Annotated in this window: 14 protein-coding genes; 3 read left to right on the forward strand and 11 right to left on the reverse strand. The window is 61.9% G+C overall.

All coding sequences use genetic code 11. From position 1 onward, the window contains the following. Window positions 1–93: 93 nt before the first annotated feature. The 7 genes from virB11 to GRI69_RS13120 all read right to left on the reverse strand — a co-directional run bounded on the left by virB11 (window position 94) and on the right by GRI69_RS13120 (window position 7,578). Entirely contained in the window at window positions 94–1,059 is a 966-nt protein-coding gene (gene virB11, locus GRI69_RS13090; RefSeq protein WP_160728726.1) for a P-type DNA transfer ATPase VirB11, read from the reverse strand. Continuing rightward, window positions 1,056–2,108 carry a TrbI/VirB10 family protein gene (locus GRI69_RS13095; RefSeq protein ID WP_237453112.1) on the reverse strand — a complete coding sequence of 351 codons (1,053 nt, stop codon included), beginning with the start codon at window positions 2,106–2,108 and terminating at the stop codon, window positions 1,056–1,058. The genes virB11 and GRI69_RS13095 overlap by 4 nt, the downstream gene beginning before the upstream one ends. After that, window positions 2,105–2,794, reverse strand: a complete 690-nt coding sequence (locus GRI69_RS13100) for a TrbG/VirB9 family P-type conjugative transfer protein (protein ID WP_160728727.1) — start codon at window positions 2,792–2,794, stop codon at window positions 2,105–2,107. The genes GRI69_RS13095 and GRI69_RS13100 overlap by 4 nt, the downstream gene beginning before the upstream one ends. Then, window positions 2,791–3,621, reverse strand: coding sequence for a VirB8 family type IV secretion system protein (locus GRI69_RS13105; protein ID WP_160728728.1), 831 nt, complete (start codon window positions 3,619–3,621; stop codon window positions 2,791–2,793). Before GRI69_RS13105 ends, GRI69_RS13100 begins: the two co-directional genes overlap by 4 nt. After that, window positions 3,618–4,787 carry a TrbL/VirB6 family protein gene (locus GRI69_RS13110; RefSeq protein WP_160728729.1) on the reverse strand — a complete coding sequence of 390 codons (1,170 nt, stop codon included), beginning with the start codon at window positions 4,785–4,787 and terminating at the stop codon, window positions 3,618–3,620. Before GRI69_RS13110 ends, GRI69_RS13105 begins: the two co-directional genes overlap by 4 nt. A gap of 1 nt (window position 4,788) precedes the next feature. Further along, window positions 4,789–7,161 carry a VirB4 family type IV secretion/conjugal transfer ATPase gene (locus GRI69_RS13115; protein WP_160728730.1) on the reverse strand — a complete coding sequence of 791 codons (2,373 nt, stop codon included), beginning with the start codon at window positions 7,159–7,161 and terminating at the stop codon, window positions 4,789–4,791. Window positions 7,162–7,299: 138 nt separating this feature from the next. Beyond that, entirely contained in the window at window positions 7,300–7,578 is a 279-nt protein-coding gene (locus tag GRI69_RS13120) for a TrbC/VirB2 family protein (protein WP_160728807.1), read from the reverse strand. A gap of 233 nt (window positions 7,579–7,811) precedes the next feature. Here GRI69_RS13120 and GRI69_RS13125 point away from each other — a divergent pair, with 233 nt between their 5' ends. Next, complete coding sequence (locus tag GRI69_RS13125; RefSeq protein ID WP_160728731.1) at window positions 7,812–8,099, forward strand: VirB3 family type IV secretion system protein; 288 nt, start codon at window positions 7,812–7,814, stop codon at window positions 8,097–8,099. A gap of 60 nt (window positions 8,100–8,159) precedes the next feature. Beyond that, window positions 8,160–9,551, forward strand: coding sequence for a class II fumarate hydratase (gene fumC / locus GRI69_RS13130; RefSeq protein WP_160728732.1), 1,392 nt, complete (start codon window positions 8,160–8,162; stop codon window positions 9,549–9,551). Window positions 9,552–9,569: 18 nt separating this feature from the next. Here fumC and GRI69_RS13135 read toward each other — a convergent pair whose 3' ends face one another. From GRI69_RS13135 to GRI69_RS13145, 3 genes are read right to left on the reverse strand one after another with little or no spacing between them, the layout of a single operon-like run. Next, entirely contained in the window at window positions 9,570–11,030 is a 1,461-nt protein-coding gene (locus GRI69_RS13135; RefSeq protein WP_160728733.1) for an efflux transporter outer membrane subunit, read from the reverse strand. Continuing rightward, a complete protein-coding gene (locus GRI69_RS13140) occupies window positions 11,027–14,281 on the reverse strand; it encodes an efflux RND transporter permease subunit (RefSeq protein WP_160728734.1) in 3,255 nt (1,084 codons plus the stop codon). The genes GRI69_RS13135 and GRI69_RS13140 overlap by 4 nt, the downstream gene beginning before the upstream one ends. Window positions 14,282–14,284: 3 nt before the next feature. Next, a complete protein-coding gene (locus tag GRI69_RS13145) occupies window positions 14,285–15,451 on the reverse strand; it encodes an efflux RND transporter periplasmic adaptor subunit (protein ID WP_160728735.1) in 1,167 nt (388 codons plus the stop codon). 95 nt (window positions 15,452–15,546) lie between these two features. Between GRI69_RS13145 and GRI69_RS13150 the strand changes: the two genes are divergently transcribed. Next, the gene (locus GRI69_RS13150; RefSeq protein ID WP_160728736.1) at window positions 15,547–16,164 is read left to right on the forward strand and encodes a TetR/AcrR family transcriptional regulator; all 618 of its coding nucleotides are present in this window, start codon (window positions 15,547–15,549) and stop codon (window positions 16,162–16,164) included. Between the two features lie 206 nt (window positions 16,165–16,370). Here the strand turns inward: GRI69_RS13150 and ssb are convergent, their stop codons facing one another. Continuing rightward, window positions 16,371–16,898, reverse strand: coding sequence for a single-stranded DNA-binding protein (ssb, locus tag GRI69_RS13155; RefSeq protein ID WP_160728737.1), 528 nt, complete (start codon window positions 16,896–16,898; stop codon window positions 16,371–16,373). Window positions 16,899–16,900 lie beyond the last annotated feature (2 nt).

The following is a 16,900-nucleotide window of genomic DNA, read 5'->3' on the forward strand; positions in this document are numbered from 1 at the left end:
CAGTCCACGCAGCCGGGTTTCAATTTGCCATTCGTAATAGTGCTACGGGTCTATATCCAACTGCATATGCATGCGGCCCCGCGATTTGAACGGCTAAACGGCCAGGATATTGCGAACTTTCCTCTGGCCGCACTGGCGGTCGAGCTGGACCACGATATCGACTGATCGCCGCACGTATTCGGTTATATCTTCCCACGCCATGCGAGGCCCGGTTTGCAGAACCAGCAGCGCCATCTGGTCGATCGCTCTTTCGGGAGTATCGGCATGGATGGTGCAGAGCGATCCGGGATGACCGGTGTTCGCCGCACGCAGGAACGTCATCGCCTCGCTACCGCGTACCTCGCCCAGGATTATCCGGTCGGGACGCATTCTGAGCGATGCGACGAGGAGGTCTTCAGGTGTCACTTCGGCTTCGCCCATGGAGCCTCGCGCCGCGACCAGACCTACCGCATTCGGGTGCGTAAGTCGCAGTTCGGGAGTGTCCTCGATCAGGATCAACCGCTCTCCCACGGGTATCTCTCCTAACAGGGCATTGAGCATGGTGGTCTTACCGGTCGAGGCCCCGCCGCAAACCAAGATTGTCCGGCGCTCCCTTATCGCCGCCCGCAACAGTTCTTCAGTATCGGCGTACTTCGCCGTATCGAACCGCTCCTGCGCAGCTTGCGAGCGGACTGATATCTGAGCTTCTTCCAAATTCCCCAGTCGAGCCATGTCCCCAAGCGAAAGATCGGCCATTACGTGCTTGCGGATTGCCAGTGCGATCTCGCCCCGCGTGGCAGGAGGAAGGATGATCTGGATCCGCGAGCCGTCGGGCAGGTTGGCAGCCAACAGCGGATGTTCCCGGCTGATACCCTGCGAGCAATGCGCCGCGACCTGGCGCGCGAGCCTCGCCATTACTCTCGATGTTAACCCGCCGGCTTCAATACGTTCGATCTGGCCGCCCAGACGTTCGATCCAGATCTCCTGTGGGCGGTTAACGTAGATGTCGGTGACATCGTCCTGCGACAGGAAAGGCGCCAGCGGCGCCAGGAAAGTGTCGAGATATACGGGCTGCGTCACCGCGGTTCACGAAACCGGTCGGAAAAATCGAGGTCGTGCGCCACGAATACGGAAACGCTGGTGCCGTGCTTGACCTTCAGCGTGGGCTGAAATGTCGTGCTTGTCCCGCCATCGATCTGGGTGGCATTCGGAACGTTGACGATCACCGTATCGCCGCCGATCTCCCGCCCCGCCAGTTGCACGCCCGTATCGAGGATGGACCGCATCAGTGCGTCCCCGAAGCGGCCGAAGAAATGCGAATTCACCTTGCCCCTGACCCCCGCCCGGCCAAGCGGGTCCGCCGATGGCGAATCCAGTTCCATGATGATCCCCTCGGGGAGCATCAGCCTAGTCCACTGGATGAGCGCGCGCTTCTGGCCCCGGGCCAGATCGGCTTCGTAATTGCCCAGCAGCCTGCTCCCCTTCGGGATCAGTACCCGCGTTCCATCGAAGCTGCTAACTTCACGCGAGACGATCGCCCGCACGGAACCCGGCCGCGTGGAATCGAGCGCGGATTCGAGCACGGCGTGAATCACCGTGCCCTTCGGAATGGTGGTCGAAGGATTGTCGAACCGTACAAGGAATTTGCGCTCGGCATCGGTCGGTTCAGGCAGCAAATCGTCGGCCGGTTCGCGCTGCGCAGGCGGGGTAAATTCCGTTTGCGGGCGGGGCCGGGTAATCTGACGGACTGGAGGCGGATCGACGTATTCTTCCTCCAGCGGAGGTTCGGCTGTGCGGATGCGCTGCACAGGCTGTGGCTGCGGCATCTGGAATGCCGGTTTCGGGGGGGTACGGCGCGGGATGACAAGGGCAAATTCCGGTTCCGGCTCGCCAAAGTCGGGAATGTTCAATTCCGGAGGCGATGCAATGGGGCTTCCGCTGGATTCGGCAGGAACGGTGACGTTCGGGCTGCTGAGGGCGCTGCGACGGGATTCGAGGCCATAGAACAGCAGGGCCGTGGCGATCGCCAAACCCACCCCGAAAATCCAGATGCCGACATTGCTGCCATTGCCGGCCACTAGCGGCAGCGCGGTTCCGCGATCGTCAGCGGCGGAAGTTGCTTCGCTCATCGCCGCGCTCCCCCATCTCTACGCTTCGCCCGGGCTCTTTCTTTATCGATGCGGAATACCAGTTCCGCGTAGACCCGGTCGATGGTGAACACCTCGCCCCGCATGTGACCATCGACCATTTCCTCGTCACCCGATGGTCCGATCCCGAAGACCGCCGGCATGGCTTGTGCTGCATGCCAGCGGATGTAGGTCTTGCTCCCGTCATCGGAAATTGCTGCAGGGCGGAGAACCTGATCACCCGACAGGCGATACTGGCCTGTATCCGGGGGGACCTCTTGCTCCGTGGCCGGGGGAAAGAACTCGCCCCTGGCATGGCTAATACGGATGACCAGAGGAGCCTCGGACGAAGGGACGGGGACCAGATCGAACTCATAGATTGCTGCCTCGGTCTCAACGACCATCTCGGCGACTTCGATCTCACTGCTGGGCACCAAGATCAGGCTGTCCCCGGTCGCGGTAATTCCGGATCGGTACGCCAGTGGGGCGGTGATCGAGACGTCGAGGATCTGCTCGCCGTCCGGAAAAAGAATCGTCTGCGCCGTCCGCGTTGCCGTGTGCAGGACCCAGCGAGTGTCGGAATCCGGCCGCAGGTCCGCTACCCGTGCGTCGGCTTGCGCCTGCAGTGTGCCGGGCTGGAACGCCGCCGGGGCTCCGATCATCAGGGCAAGAGCGAGCGCGGCTCTCAACGTTGCTCTCCCTCCGCCTCGGGTTGTGGAACGCGGACGGTTCGCGGTTCGAGGACGATTGCGCGTTCCGACGCACCGGCAGCGCCTTTTTCAATCTTAGGAGTTGCTTGCGGCTCGTCGATCAGTTCCGCATTTCGCCGGTAACGGACGACCTGGAATCCCAGCGGGTTCACCAGTCGATCCTTCGCGCTCATTGCATCGCCTGAGAAGCGATACCGCAAGATCGCCACCCACGGCTGCGGCGGACTGCGCTGGCCGCCGGGACCGGTCTGGATCGTGACATAGCGAACCATGGCGGTCTCGGCATTGATCGACGAGATCGAGCGCACCTCTACCTCGACCCGAGTCTGGCGCCCCAGCGTGGCAAGCTTGCTCGCCGGATTGCTGGCCTGCACTTCGGCTACATACCTGCTGCGTGCGTCCCCGGCCGACCACAGGGCGACCTTGCGATAATCTTCCTGCAAAGTGTCGATATCGAAGCCTTCGCGGGCGATGACATATTGCGCCAGGAAAGACCGCTCCATCGCCTCGCTCGGCCGGATCGATTCTCCTTCGAGCGGATCGAGCGCCTGGATGTAACCAGTCTGGCGGTCCACCAGAAGCGCATAGGGTTCGATGGTCTTCAGTGGCAGCAGGACCACCAGAGCGATCGCTTCAAGCAGCGCGATTACACCAAGAACGCCTGCCACGATCCATGCGGTCTTGCGGGAAGAGGCAATCGCCTTCTCGCGATCGGCCGACCAGCTTTGTGCTTCGCGGTAATAGTCTCCCAGCTCGTCATCGCGCTCGATCTCGCCCACCTCTCTTACCTCGCTGAACTGGTTCATCGCGTCTCATCCCTGCTTGTTCGAGAGCGTGAAACCGTCATGCCCGGCCGCCTGTAAGTGCTGCCCAGCGGCTCGTAGCGCGGTTGAGCGCCCGACCGATATTCCGCAGCTGGTGCCACGCGATGCGTAGCTGCTCCCTGGACCACCTCCACGCGGCTATCGCGCCCAAGGCGTCCATCGCGCTCCATCGATCTCGTTACGGAAGCGGCGACGGCCTGGCTGTGCAGGGTCCTCGCCTGTCCCGGCGCGAGCGAACTCGTGTACGAACGGTTGTCTGCCTGTGCCCGCTGAACGCTCGAAGTGCTGCTGGCGAACAGCCTGGTCGCAATCGAGGCGTTGAACGCGATCCATGCAGAAAAGGCGATGGCTCCGAAGCACATCAGTGCAAAGGCGAGGGTCATCGTCAGTCCCTCGGTCGGGGCCGACAGCGCTTCCTGATCTGCAGCACGCAGACGGAGCACTTCCTGGAGCCATGGCTCGAGCAGGGCGAGCTCAACCGCAAGCAAGAGCGACACCGTTATTGTCGACAGGAAGACCGCGACCAGCGCCTTGGCCCAGCCGGAGAAGATCGAGCGGGTAATCCCGAACAGAAGCAGCCCTGCGACGAGAGGTGCCAGGGCAATCAGGATTCCTCCGGCAAGCCGGACCAGCGCCAGCGGCCCGATGGTGCCGGTAAGAAACGCACTGCGCGTGAAGCCAAGCTGGAACCAGTCGCCGGTCTGGACACCGCGCCGGCCCGCCCCAGTCTCGTTCAGTACTGCCAGCCCCTCGTCGACGCGCTGCAGCCGGCCGGCCAGGCTCCCATCGGACCCGGGTAGCTGCGCTGAAGTGCCTATCGACTGCACCACTTCTGCAGGCCCACTGACGAGGACGTCGTAACCGATGACCCGCCACGCAGGCCAACTGGTGGCGAGCGTGAGCACGATCACAAGCCGGATCGCGTGGCCCGCAAGATCGTGACCGGCGAGCGGATAACCCAGCGCGATCCTTATACCGAACAGGGCGACGAAGATCACCAGTATGGCTGTCAGAGCGATGGATATGGTCGATCCGGGATCCGACAGAGCAAGATACCCAAGGCCGCCGATCGACTGTGCCTGGCAATCGATATGCTGGAGGACCGTTTCCAGATACCGTTCCCCGGTGCGGATCGGAGGACACCCCATATCAGACCCTCTCCATCAGGGGAGCCATCCACACTTCCGGATCGGTGCCGGTTTCCTTGATCAGCTCGTCGAAGACGCGCACCGTGCTTTCCCGGCCCGAAAGAATGGCGAGAATATCCTTCTCCCCTTCTAGGTTGAGGCGGGCCACCACGCTTTCGTTGCCTCGCTTGATCAGGAAGCAATGCGACCGGTCGGGCAATTTGCGGACCAGTTCCAGTTCGTGCGGGGTCAGGCCGAAGCCACCGATGTAATCCTCGGCGCGGGCCTTCGGATTCACCATGAATATCTGTACGGCCGCCTGCTCTATGATCGCGCTGGCGATCTGGCTTTCCAGCGCATCGCGCGCGCTCTGGGTTGCGAAGCCGACGATCCCGTTGCGCTTGCGGACGGTCTTTTCCCAATCCTTGATCCGGCGGACGAAGACCTCATCGTCGAGCGCTTTCCAGCCTTCGTCGATGACAATGATGGTAGGTGAACCGTCCAGCCGTTCTTCCACCCGGTTGAAGAAATAGAGCAGCGCGGGAGTTCGCTCGACCGGGTCATCAAGTAGCGAAGTAATGTCGAAGCCGATCGTTTTCGCATCCAGGTCCGTGTGATCGATGTCGTTATCGAACAGCCAGGCCCTTTCGCCTTCACCCCACCAGGGCCGCATGCGCGAATAGAGATCACCCGATTTCGGCCGTGTTTGGCCACGAAAGAGTTCGACCAGATTGCGCAGGCGGCGATGCTCTGCAGCCTGTTCGAAGTTGGCATCGATTGCATCACGGATGAGTTCCGCCTCTTCAGTATCCGCGCCTGCTGCCAGCAAGGTCAGCCAGTCTATCAGGAACTGGCGGTTGACCGGCGTATCCTCGATCTGGAGGGGATTGAGGCCGGATGCCGTACCGGGCCGCAGGCGATCATATTGCCCCCCGATCGCCCGTATGAACAGTTCTGCTCCCCGGTCCTTGTCGAAGAATATGATCCGCGGAGAAATCTTGCGCGCCTGCGCCAGAAGGAAATTGAGCACGACGGTCTTGCCCGATCCGGACGGTCCTATGACTGTGAAATTGCCGAGATCGTTCAGGTGGAAACTGAAGAAATAGGGGCCCGCCGCGGTCGTTTCGAACAGCGTGATCGCATCGCCCCAGTGGTTGCCGTGCGGGGTGCCCACCGGGAAGTTGTGTAGGCTCGCCAGACCGGCGAAATTACGGGTGGAGATCAGCCCGCGCCGCGAAATGAATTTGAAGTTTCCGGGAAACTGGGCCCAGAACGAAGGCTCCAGCGCAATCTCCTCACGCACGCCCACGATACCCAGATCCGACAGGGCGGCAATCACTTCAGCCACCTGGCGGTCGAGGGTTTCGAGGCTGTCGGCGTGAATGGCGATCGTGGCATGATGCTGCCCGAAACCGGCTCGCCCCGCCGCGACATCGTCTTTCGCATTTGCCAGGTCATCGCGCAGCGAAAGGGCTTCGTCTTCGCTCGAACGCATGCGGCGAAGGACGTAATTCATCTCCCGCAATGCCTCCCCGCGTTCAATGAAGGCGAATGACTGGGTCACGACCATTTCGAAAGGCATCCGGTAAAGTTCGTCGAACATGCCCGGCATGGTCAGCGTGGGATAATCCTTGATCGAAACGATGGCACCGAAACTACGGGGGATTCCACCGAACTCGTCGCGCTCGAACGCCCGGTGGCCAAAGCTGATCCTGCGGGCCGGCAAGTGATCTCCGATCCTCCCACGCGGTAAGACGATCGGTCTCATCTCCGCATTGAACAGATACGAGAGAAATTCGAGCGGTTCGGAGCGGTACCCGCTGCCAGTATCGTAAACGCTCAGCACATGCGGCGAATAATGCCCGAGCGCAGCGGTAAGGGCCTGGGTCGCATTGTGGAGCGATCGCAGTTCGCCGACGCGTTCGGCGCCCCTGTCTGCCACTTGCCGGGTCACGAATGCCCGCGCACGGTCGAGCAGCCCGGCCCGCCCCTGCATCGGACGCCGCACGATGGTCAGGAACAGGTCGTTCACATACATATGGCGCGCAGCCAGCCGCTCGCGCCAACGCTTATTCAGCGAACGGGAAAAATCGTCGGGAAATTCGGCATCGAGAACCTGTTCTGCCCGCCGCCGCACGACATGGTGATAAATGGCGAATTGCGAAGTCCCGACGGCCCGCATCATGGCGTCGCGGAGTTCGGCGCGATAGTTCAGTTCGTCGGTATCGGAGGTCTCGAACAGAAGTCCGCCCAACCGGATCGTCTGCATCAGCAGGCCATCCTGCGTTTCGAGAGTTACGTCGTCGACATGCGACAGATATGGCAGGTGTTCTCCTGCACCCTTCTCGCGCGCAGCGGCGCCGGGGTCGAGGGTCAGGCGCGGAGCGAGAGCCATCCGCTTCGGCCGGGCCCGGAACGATGCTGGAAAACATCGTCCATCCGCGCGCGCGACCACAAGCGCCTGATTTCATGGAATTCGGCGTCCGGTTTTCCGGCATTCGTCGAACCTGTCGTAAAAGTCTCCGCGGCCACCTCAGCCCCCTCCTGCTGCAGACCGGATACCGCCGACGATCGTGGCAGCACCGAACAGGATGAAGCATCCTAGGATGACCACCGCGCCGTGCCGCCAGTTTATCCGGCCAGTCAGCATCGCAAATCCGACGGCGGCCACAGCAATTACGGCGACAACAGTGGCGGCAGTGCCGAGCAGTGTGCCCTGAAGCCATGACAGCGCATCGACTATCACGCTCGATCCTTCCGGATCCGCAGGAATACCCGCCGCAACAGGGCTCGCCGTCGCTGCCGCGAGCAGCGCAACCGATCTTTTCCAATCAACACGAGCCAAGGTCTCTATCCCCCCATGGAAAGTTCGACCTGGCAACAAAATGCCACAAAAATGCCTTTGATGCCAAATGTTTTTCGAAATTACCTTCTTCAGCAGAATACTATGACGCAGAGCGAAAGAACCGGATGCGCGGAATCTTTTCAGGCAGCTAGGAAAGTGGTATCGCTATACAAGAAATTGCGATTGGTCGGATAACGAGAATGGCAGACCGCCTGAAGCAGGACACGGTTTTCGTCGCGCTGACGCGGCCGCAGATGTTCGCGGGCGTCACTTTCACTTTCTTCGTCATAAACGCGGTGATCTCGATGGAGCTTTTCCTGATCTTCCGCACATGGTGGGTGCTATTGGCAGCGGTCGCGATTCACGCCCTGGGAGTCCTCGCCTGCCTCCGCGAACCCCGGATTTTCGATCTGTGGCTGACGCGCGTTCGCACTTGCCCGCGGGTGCGGAATCACAAGCTCTGGCGCTGCAATTCCTATCGCCCCTGACGACTCGCGTCCGTTAGTCGGGCCCGGAACGCAAATGGCCGCTGGCGGGTTCGAACAGCCATGAACGATACCCGCATCGAAACCGACTCCATGGGCGAAATCCGCGTACCGGCAGAACGCCTTTACGGCGCGCAGACCCAACGCTCGCGGGAAAATTTCCGCATCGGTGAGGAGCGCATGCCGCGCGAACTGATCCACGCCCTGGGATTGGTGAAGTGTTCGGCAGCGGCCGCCAATCGAAAGCTGGGCCTGCTCGACGATGCGATCGCCGAAGCGATTGAAAAGGCGGCGCGGCGTGTCGCGTCAGGCGAGCTCGGCGAGGAATTCCCGCTGTCCGTGTGGCAGACCGGCTCGGGCACTCAGACCAACATGAACGCCAACGAGGTGATTGCCAATCTTGCCAGTCGGGCGCTGGGCGGGGAACTCGGCAGCAAGAAGCCCGTCCACCCCAACGATCACGTCAACAAGAGCCAGTCTTCTAACGATACGATACCGACCGCGATCCATGTCGCGGCTGTCCAAGCTCTCAACGAGAAGCTGCTACCGGCACTAGAGTTCATGCTCGCCGAACTGGACGCCAAGGCGAACGCCTGGGGCGATCTCGTCAAGATCGGCCGCACGCATACGCAGGATGCAGTTCCTCTCACGCTGGGTCAGGAGTTCTCCGGCTATGCACAGCAGGTGCGCGGCGGCATTGAGCGGATCGGGCGAGTTCTGCCCGGCCTGCTCGAAATCGCACAGGGCGGCACCGCCGTCGGAACCGGCCTCAATGCCCCGAACGACTTCGGGCAACTGGTTGCAGATGAACTGACAGAAGCCACCGGGCACCCCTTCACCTGCGCGCCGAACCGCTTCGAGGCGCTGGCGGCCCAGGACGCGCTGGTCTTCGCCCATGGCGCGCTGAACACGCTGGCTGCAAGCCTCTACAAGATCGCCAATGACATCCGCCTGCTCGGCTCCGGCCCACGGTCGGGCCTGGGCGAACTCGCCCTCCCCGCCAACGAACCGGGCAGCTCCATCATGCCGGGCAAGGTCAATCCGACACAGGTCGAAGCCCTGACCCAGGTCTGCGCGCAGGTCTTCGGCAACCATGCCGCGATCACTTTCGCAGGCAGTCAGGGGCAATTCGAGCTCAACGTCTATCGCCCGCTGGTGGCGTATAATTTCCTCCAGTCCGTAACGCTGGTTGCGGATGTCTCGCGTAGCTTCACCAATCACCTCCTGAAGGGGCTCGAGCCCCGGCGGGAGAATATTGCCGCAGGGGTCGAGAACTCACTCATGCTGGTAACCGCCCTCGCGCCCGAGATTGGCTATGACAAGGCGGCCGAAATCGCCAAACGTGCCCACTCGGAAGGTTCGACGCTGCGCGAGGCGGCCATAGCTAGCGGCTTGGTGAGCCAAGCGGACTACGACCGCATTGTGCGTCCCGAGGACATGGTCGGTCGGAACTAGCGAGCTCTACAACTCGACTCAGTTTGACCGGCTTGGCACAATCTCGCGTCCTGAGCCGCCGCCGAGGGCAACGAACAGCGTCGCACGATTTTGCAACCAAGCACGCTGAACGGCAAGAAGCTGTTGCTGAGCGCTGAAGAGATTGCGTTCGGCGTCGAGGACCTCGAGATAGTCTGCCACCCCTTCGCGGTAGCGCAACCGGGCAATGCGGGCGATTTGCTGCTGCGCCTCTACGGAGGCTTCGAGGGTCGCCAATTGTTCGGCAAGATAGCGCCTCCCTGCCAGCGCATCCGATACTTCGCGGAAGGCGTTCTGGACGGTGCGGTCGTAATTCGCGACCTGTTCGACTTCGAGCGCCTGAGCCAGATCAAGATCGGCCTCGCGAGCTCCCCAGTCGAAGATCGGCAGAGATATGGACGGCCCGAAACTCCAGCCCAGCCCATCGCTCGAAAACAAGCCGTCGAGACTGTTCGAGGACAGTCCCGCGCTTCCGGTGAGCGAAATGGTCGGGAAGAAGGCCGCGCGCGCGGCCCCGATATTCGCGCGCGCAGCACGCAGCTGTTCTTCGGCAGCGATAATGTCCGGGCGCACCAGCAGCAGATCAGACGGCAATCCAGCCGCAAGCCTGCGCTCGTCACCCTGCTCGGCAAGAGATACGCCTTCCGGCAAGGTTTCGGGAATGGTCCCGCCCACCAGAACGGCGAGCTGGTTGCGCAGTTGCGCCAGGGACAGTCGTTCGCTTGCCAATTGCTGTTCGGCCTGGGTCAGCAGGGTTTCGGCCTGCCGATATGGAAGTGCCGATGTCACCCCGTTTTCGAGACGGAGCCGCGCGATCCGCAAACCTTCGCGCCTGCTTTCGGCGGTCGCTTGGGCCAGTGCGATCTGCTCTTCGGTTTCCACGATCTCGAAATAGGTGTTGGCGGTGTCGGCGATCAGCGACAGGTAAAAGGCTCGCTGCGCGGCGGCCGTGGCCAGATATTCTGCACGGGCGGCTTCGCTCAAGCTGGCAATTCGACCCCAGAAATCGAGCTCGAAAGAGGTAACGCCTACGCCCACATCGAAGCGGTTGAAGGTGACTGAGTCGGGGGCACCCTCGACATCCCCGGTGTCCAGCGCCGGATTGGTCGAGAGCGGCTGCCGCGTCCGTACGGCGCTGCCATCTGCAACCAGCGCCGGCAATCGCCGGCTGCCCTCTATCCGATAGCGCGCACGTGCCTGTTCGACCCTTGCCGTTGCGGCAAGGAGATCGCGATTGTTTTCGAGTGCACTCGCAATGAGGTCCTGCAGCCGCGGGTCGCCGAACCACTCGCGATAGGACAGTTGCGAGGCGACGACTGTCCCGTCGGGTCCGTACTCGGCATCGAAGGCCGGCGCGGTGGCTGCCTCCGGGCGGGTGTACTGGGGGGCCATGCTCGCGCAGCTGGCAAGCAGACTGGAACCGATGGCCAGAGCGACCAGCTTTCTCGTCGATCGCGTCATGGAGCGCGCCCTTCTTCGATTGCAGAACCGGATTTCTCGACTGAGTCTGTATCGCCGTCATGACCGCCGGTTGCGACAGGCTGCTTGCGGCTGACGTTTCGCCGCACCAGGAGATACAGCATCGGGATCAGGAAGATGCCGAGCACGGTCGCGGCGATCATTCCTCCCATCACTCCTGTACCAACCGCGATGCGGCTTGCGGCCCCGGCACCACTCGCGAGCACGAGCGGAACCATACCCATCGTGAAGGCCAGCGAGGTCATGATGATCGGACGCAGGCGCAGGCGCGCGGCCGCTTTCACTGCATCGATCCGCCTTAGGCCACGTTCTTCTTCCTCGATGGCGAATTCCACGATGAGAATTGCGTTTTTTGCCGCGAGGCCGATGATCGTGATCAATCCGACATTGAAATAGACGTCCGCCGAAAGACCGCGCAGCATCGAGAACAACACCGCACCGAGTACGCCCATGGGCACGATCAACAGCACCGCGAGAGGAACAGCCCAGCTTTCGTAGAGCGCCGCAAGCACCAGGAATACCACGACGACCGACAGGCCGAGCAGCAGGCCAATCTGCCCGCCGGCCTGCTTTTCCTCGTAAGAGATACCCGTCCATTCATAGCCGATACCCTGCGGCAGCTGTTCCGCCAGGCGTTCCATTTCCGCGAGTGCAGCGCCGGACGATTCACCGGGAGCAGCCATGCCGGAAAGGGTCATGGCGGGGTAGCCGTTGTAGCGCGCAAGGCTGGCCGGAGCTGCCGACCAATCGGCAGTGGCGAAGGCGCTCAAGGGCACAAGCTGCCCCTCGGCATTCGGAATGCGCAGCGACAGCACGTCTTCGGGGGTCATTCGATAAGGTGCGTCCGCTTGCACGAGCACCTGCAAGACACGCCCGTCGCGGTTGAAGTCGTTGGCATAGGCCGAGCCGAAGGTGATCGACAGGGCGGCATTCACATCGGTAAGCGAGAGGCCAAGTGCTCGCGCCTGGACACGGTCGATCTCGAGCGCGAGCTGCGGGCTTGGTCCCTGATCTTCGGGTCGCAAATTGGCGATCATCGGGCTTTGCGACGCCATGCCGAGCAACTGGTCGCGCGCCGCCGTCAATGCCTCTCGGCCAAGCCCTGCGCGATCCTGCAGCTTCAGCGTGAAGCCGCTTGCCTGCCCGAGCGACTGGATCGCGGGCGGCTGGATGACGAATGCGATCGCACTGTCCAACTGGCTGAAAGTGCCCATGGCCTGGCCGAGGATTTCGGCCGCGCCGCTTCCTTCGGCGGTACGCTCTTCCCATGGCTTGAAGGATGCGAACATGATCGCATTGTTCTGACCCTGCCCGAAGAAACTGAATCCGCGCACGACAACGAGGTTTTCCACCTCTTCGCGAGCCAACCAGAAGTCCTCGATCGGTTTCAGAGCTTCGTCGGTGCGCTCTTGCGTTGCTCCCGGCGGCGCCTGAACTGCGGTGATGAGGAACCCCTGGTCCTCCGTCGGCAGAAAGGCAGACGGGAGGCGCATGAACAGCAGAATCGTTACTGCGCTCAGCGCCAGAAATACGGCGAAACCGCGCCATGGCCGCGACAGGATGCGGTCATTCGCCCGCCCGTATTTCTCCTGCATCCGCGCGAACCAGCGATTGAACCGGCCAAAGAATCGGGCGGCCGAGTTGCGCACCTGGGCGACGCGTCCTCGCCAGCCGGGTTGCATTTCGGCTTCGGTATCGACGGCGACTTGTCCGCCCTCCCCATGACCTTTAGCGATCGGCTTCAGGAAGGTGGCGCAAAGTGCCGGCGTCAGGGAAAGCGCCAGGAACGCGGAGAAGAAGATCGCAATGGCAAGCGTGACCGAAAACTGACGATAGATACCGCCGGTGGAGCCGGGGAAGAAAGCCATCGGCACGAAAACCGCGATCAGCACCAGCGTGATGCCGATGATCGCTCCGGTAATCTGGCCCATCGCCTTGCGTGTCGCCTGCAGGGGCGGGAGGCCTTCTTCGCGCATGATGCGCTCTACATTCTCGATCACCACGATCGCATCGTCGACCAGGATGCCGATCGCGAGGACCATTCCGAAGAGCGAGAGCACGTTGATCGAAAAGCCGAACAACCACAAACCGAGACAGGCGCCCGCAAGGGCAATCGGAACGACCAGTGTCGGTATCAGTGTCGCGCGCCAGTTCTGCAGGAACAGGAACATGACGAGGAAGACCAGCACCATGGCTTCGACTAGGGTCTTGACCACTTCTTCGACCGAAGCCTGAACGAATGGCGTCGTATCGTAAGGGATTGACCAGGTTACATCCCCCGGGAGTCCGGGCGCAATTTCGGCCAGACGCTCCTTTACACCCTCTGCCGCGGCAAGCGCGTTGGCACCGGTCCCCAACTGGATTGCCATCCCTGCCATCGGCTGGCCGTTGAGCGTGGTGGAAGTGGCGTAGCTTTGCGCACCGATTTCGACGCGGGCAACCTCGCCAAGCCTTACCACTGCCGCGCCGGAATTGGCGCGAAGAATGATGTTCTCGAACTCTTCGACGGTGGTGAACCGGCCTTCGGTCGAGATGGTCGCGCTGATCTGTTGCCCATCGGCGAGCGGCCGGGCGCCGATCGAGCCGCCGGCGGTCTGCGAATTCTGCTCGCGAATGGCGGCAAGTACTGCGCTGGGGGACAGGTTGTAGGATGCCAGCGCTTCGGGATCGAGCCAGATACGCATGGCATATTGCGAACCGAAGAGCGTGACATCGCCAACACCGGTCACACGCCGCAACTCGTCCACAACCTGGTTTGCGGCGATGTTGCCCAGATCGGTAGTCGTAAGGTCGCCGCTTTCCGATGTGAGCGCGACGATCATCAGGAAGCCGGCATTCGCCTGCCGTACGGTGATACCCTGTCGCCGCACCTCTTCAGGCAGTCGCGCTTCGACCGTGCTCAGGCGGTTCTGCACCTCGGTCTGGGCGATATCGATGTCGGTACCCGCCTCGAAGGTCAGCGTGATACTCGCCGCCCCATTCGATCCGCTGGACGAGGACATGTAGAGGAAACCCTCCACCCCGTTGAGCTGCTGTTCGATCACCTGCGTGACGTTCTGTTCGAGCGTCTCTGCGTCCGCACCGGGATAGACGACGCTGATGGTCAGCGATGGTGGGGCGACCTCTGGATACTGTTCGATCGGAAGTGCGCGCAGGGCGATAAAGCCCGCCAGCAGGATGCCGAGCGAAACCACCCACGCGAAAATCGGCCTGTCGATGAAGAACCGCGCCATGGTCTATTGCGCCCCGCGATCGGTTTGCGCGGGAGCTTTTGCAGGCTTGTTCTGCCCGGTCGGCGTGTTCGAGACTTTCACCGGCACCCCAGGCCTAATCTTCTGAAGGTTGCTGGTGATGACGACATCGCCGGGGCGAAGGCCGCCCTCCACGATCCAGTTTCCATCGACCATCGCGCCGAGCTGGATCGGGCGGATTGCAGCCAACCCCTCGCTATCGACGACGAACACGGTCCCGCCTTCCTCGGTGAGGGAAACGGCGCGCTGCGGCACGGTCAGGCCGTCCTGTATTTCGCCGGCGTATATCTGCGCCCGCACGAATTCGCCGGGTAGCAGCAGCCGTTGGGGATTAGGAAACTCGGCCCGTAGCTCGACGGTCCCTGTCTGCTGGTCGACGGAGAAGGCAAGGAAATCGATATAGCCCGGAATCGGGTATTCGGTCCCGTCGCTGAAGGTCAGGCGCACCTCGACGCGGTCGTTTTCGTCCAGGTCGATCTCGCCTGCGGCGATGGCCCGGCGCAACCTGAGGACCTCGCTAGCCGCCTGGGCGAAGCTGACATAGACCGGCGAAATCTGCTCGATCCGGGTCATCAGCGTGCCTTCCGGCTGACTGACAAGCGCGCCTTCGGTAATCTGTGCCCGGCCGGCCCGCCCGGCGATCGGGGCACGCACGGTGGTGTAGCCAAGTTGGAGTGATGCCGATTCGAGCTGCGCGCGGATCTGCGCGACATTCGCCTCTGCCTCCCGCGATGCGGCGAGCGCCGCGTCGTATTCTTGCCCGCTGATAGCATTCTCGTCGACCAGAGGACGATAGCGTTCGACGACAGCCTTGGCGTTCGCCGCGGTGGCCTGCGCACTTGCCAGTGCGGCCTGCGTCTGGGCATAGCTTGCGCGCAATTCCCGTGGATCGATGCGGAACAGCGGCTGACCGGCGCGAACGTCGGTCCCTTCTTCATACAGCCGTTCCTGCACGATGCCGGTAACGCGAGCGCGGACTTCGGCAGCGCGCACCGGTTCGACCCGGCCCGGCAGTTCGATCACGTTGGGCACCGCGGCGCTGGCAACGGTAACCGTCTTGACCGGGATTGGCTGCTGCTCCGCAGGCGCATCGGCAGCCGAACAGGCGGAGAGGAGGAGGCAGGCGGCCAGGCCGGCTAGGATGGGCTTCATGGCGAAGTGGCTTTCAGTCAGCTTTTGTGCAGGTGCGAAGGTGTAATAGGTATTACACCCTTGCCACGCAACCCGTTATCGTAGAGCCCTGTCAAATGATCGAACATGACGAATTCTGCCGTCTCGACCGCCGGAAACGCGCGGTTGTCGAGGCTGCTCGAACCCTCTTCGTCGAGCAAGGTTTCGAACGTACGACACTCGGCGACATCGTCGATCGTGCCGGGGGATCACTGGCTACGATCTACAAGCTCTTCGGAAACAAGGACGGCCTGCTCGAAGCAGTGGTTTTCGAGAAAGCTTCTTCCGGCGAAACGCTGATACTCGACGCAGTGCGCCAGGGAGGGTCACCGGCGACAATCCTCCATCGCCTCTCCGAACAATTACGCGCGCACTTTCTCGATCCCGAAGTGGTGTCCCTCGTGCGCATCGTGATTGCGCGCAGCATCAATGACCGCGACTTCGCCCGGCTGTTCTTCGAACGCACCGCGACGCGGACCCGAACCTCTCTCGAGCGCATGTTCGTTTCATGGCTGGATCGAGGCGTGGAAATGAATGGCGATCCCGCGATGCTCGCGGAAATGTTTCTCGGCCTGTTCGTGAGCGATGTTCACGCGGCAGCGATCAGCCACGGTATCGGCGTGGAACATTCGCACGAACGCCTCCGGGCCCGGACAGACTTCTTCATCGCGGGTGCGGGACTGCCCCGCCATTAGTCTCTGGTCGAGCCAGCGATCAGTTGAGACTGCCTCGAAGCGTCAGTCGAAGAGACAATACGTAAGGGCCTCCTACAGTTACATCTGGAGGAAGCCCTTACTCATCGCTCCTGATGGAGAGGGAATAGTTACGGCGCGAATTTCAACTTCCCGAAATCGACCAACAGCTTAACAAGCTTTTGTTACGAATCGAGAGATACCCCTAACTAGAACGGGATATCGTCGTCCAGATCGTCGTAGTTCGAACCGCCGCCCGAAGAACCGGACTTGTCGCCACCGCTGCGCCAGTTGTCACCGCCGCCCGAGGACTGGCCGCCACCGTGATCGCCGCCGCGCGAGGAACCGCCGCCGCCATAGCCGGCACCCGATCCGCCGCCGCCCTGCGCGCCATCAAGCATGGTCAGCGTGCCATTGAGGCCGCGCAGCACGACTTCCGTCGAATAACGATCGTTACCCTGCTGGTCCTGCCATTTGCGCGTCTGGAGCTGGCCTTCGATGAAGACCTTGCTGCCCTTGCGCAGGAAACGTTCCACCACGCCGATCAAACCTTCGGAGAAGATCGAGACGGTGTGCCACTCGGTGCGTTCCTGTTTTTCGCCAGTGTTCTTGTCTTTCCAGGTTTCGCTGGTGGCAATGCGCAGGTTCGCGACCTTGCCGCCGTTCTGGAAGCTGCGGATTTCCGGGTCTGCGCCCAGATTTCCTATCAGCATGACTTTGTTGAGGCTACCGGCCATCG

This window comes from Qipengyuania vulgaris, assembly GCF_009827325.1.
GTDB lineage: Bacteria > Pseudomonadota > Alphaproteobacteria > Sphingomonadales > Sphingomonadaceae > Qipengyuania > Qipengyuania vulgaris.

What these genes read in the sequence shown, in the direction of transcription:
- fumC (WP_160728732.1), top strand. Translation starts at nt 8,160, where the DNA reads ATGAACGATACCCGCATCGAAACCGACTCCATGGGCGAAATCCGCGTA.
- GRI69_RS13110 (WP_160728729.1), bottom strand. Translation starts at nt 4,787, where the DNA reads ATGGGGTGTCCTCCGATCCGCACCGGGGAACGGTATCTGGAAACGGTC.
- GRI69_RS13145 (WP_160728735.1), bottom strand. Translation starts at nt 15,451, where the DNA reads ATGAAGCCCATCCTAGCCGGCCTGGCCGCCTGCCTCCTCCTCTCCGCC.
- GRI69_RS13140 (WP_160728734.1), bottom strand. Translation starts at nt 14,281, where the DNA reads ATGGCGCGGTTCTTCATCGACAGGCCGATTTTCGCGTGGGTGGTTTCG.
- ssb (WP_160728737.1), bottom strand. Translation starts at nt 16,898, where the DNA reads ATGGCCGGTAGCCTCAACAAAGTCATGCTGATAGGAAATCTGGGCGCA.
- GRI69_RS13115 (WP_160728730.1), bottom strand. Translation starts at nt 7,161, where the DNA reads ATGGCTCTCGCTCCGCGCCTGACCCTCGACCCCGGCGCCGCTGCGCGC.
- GRI69_RS13125 (WP_160728731.1), top strand. Translation starts at nt 7,812, where the DNA reads ATGGCAGACCGCCTGAAGCAGGACACGGTTTTCGTCGCGCTGACGCGG.
- GRI69_RS13150 (WP_160728736.1), top strand. Translation starts at nt 15,547, where the DNA reads ATGATCGAACATGACGAATTCTGCCGTCTCGACCGCCGGAAACGCGCG.
- GRI69_RS13095 (WP_237453112.1), bottom strand. Translation starts at nt 2,108, where the DNA reads ATGAGCGAAGCAACTTCCGCCGCTGACGATCGCGGAACCGCGCTGCCG.
- GRI69_RS13135 (WP_160728733.1), bottom strand. Translation starts at nt 11,030, where the DNA reads ATGACGCGATCGACGAGAAAGCTGGTCGCTCTGGCCATCGGTTCCAGT.
- GRI69_RS13105 (WP_160728728.1), bottom strand. Translation starts at nt 3,621, where the DNA reads ATGAACCAGTTCAGCGAGGTAAGAGAGGTGGGCGAGATCGAGCGCGAT.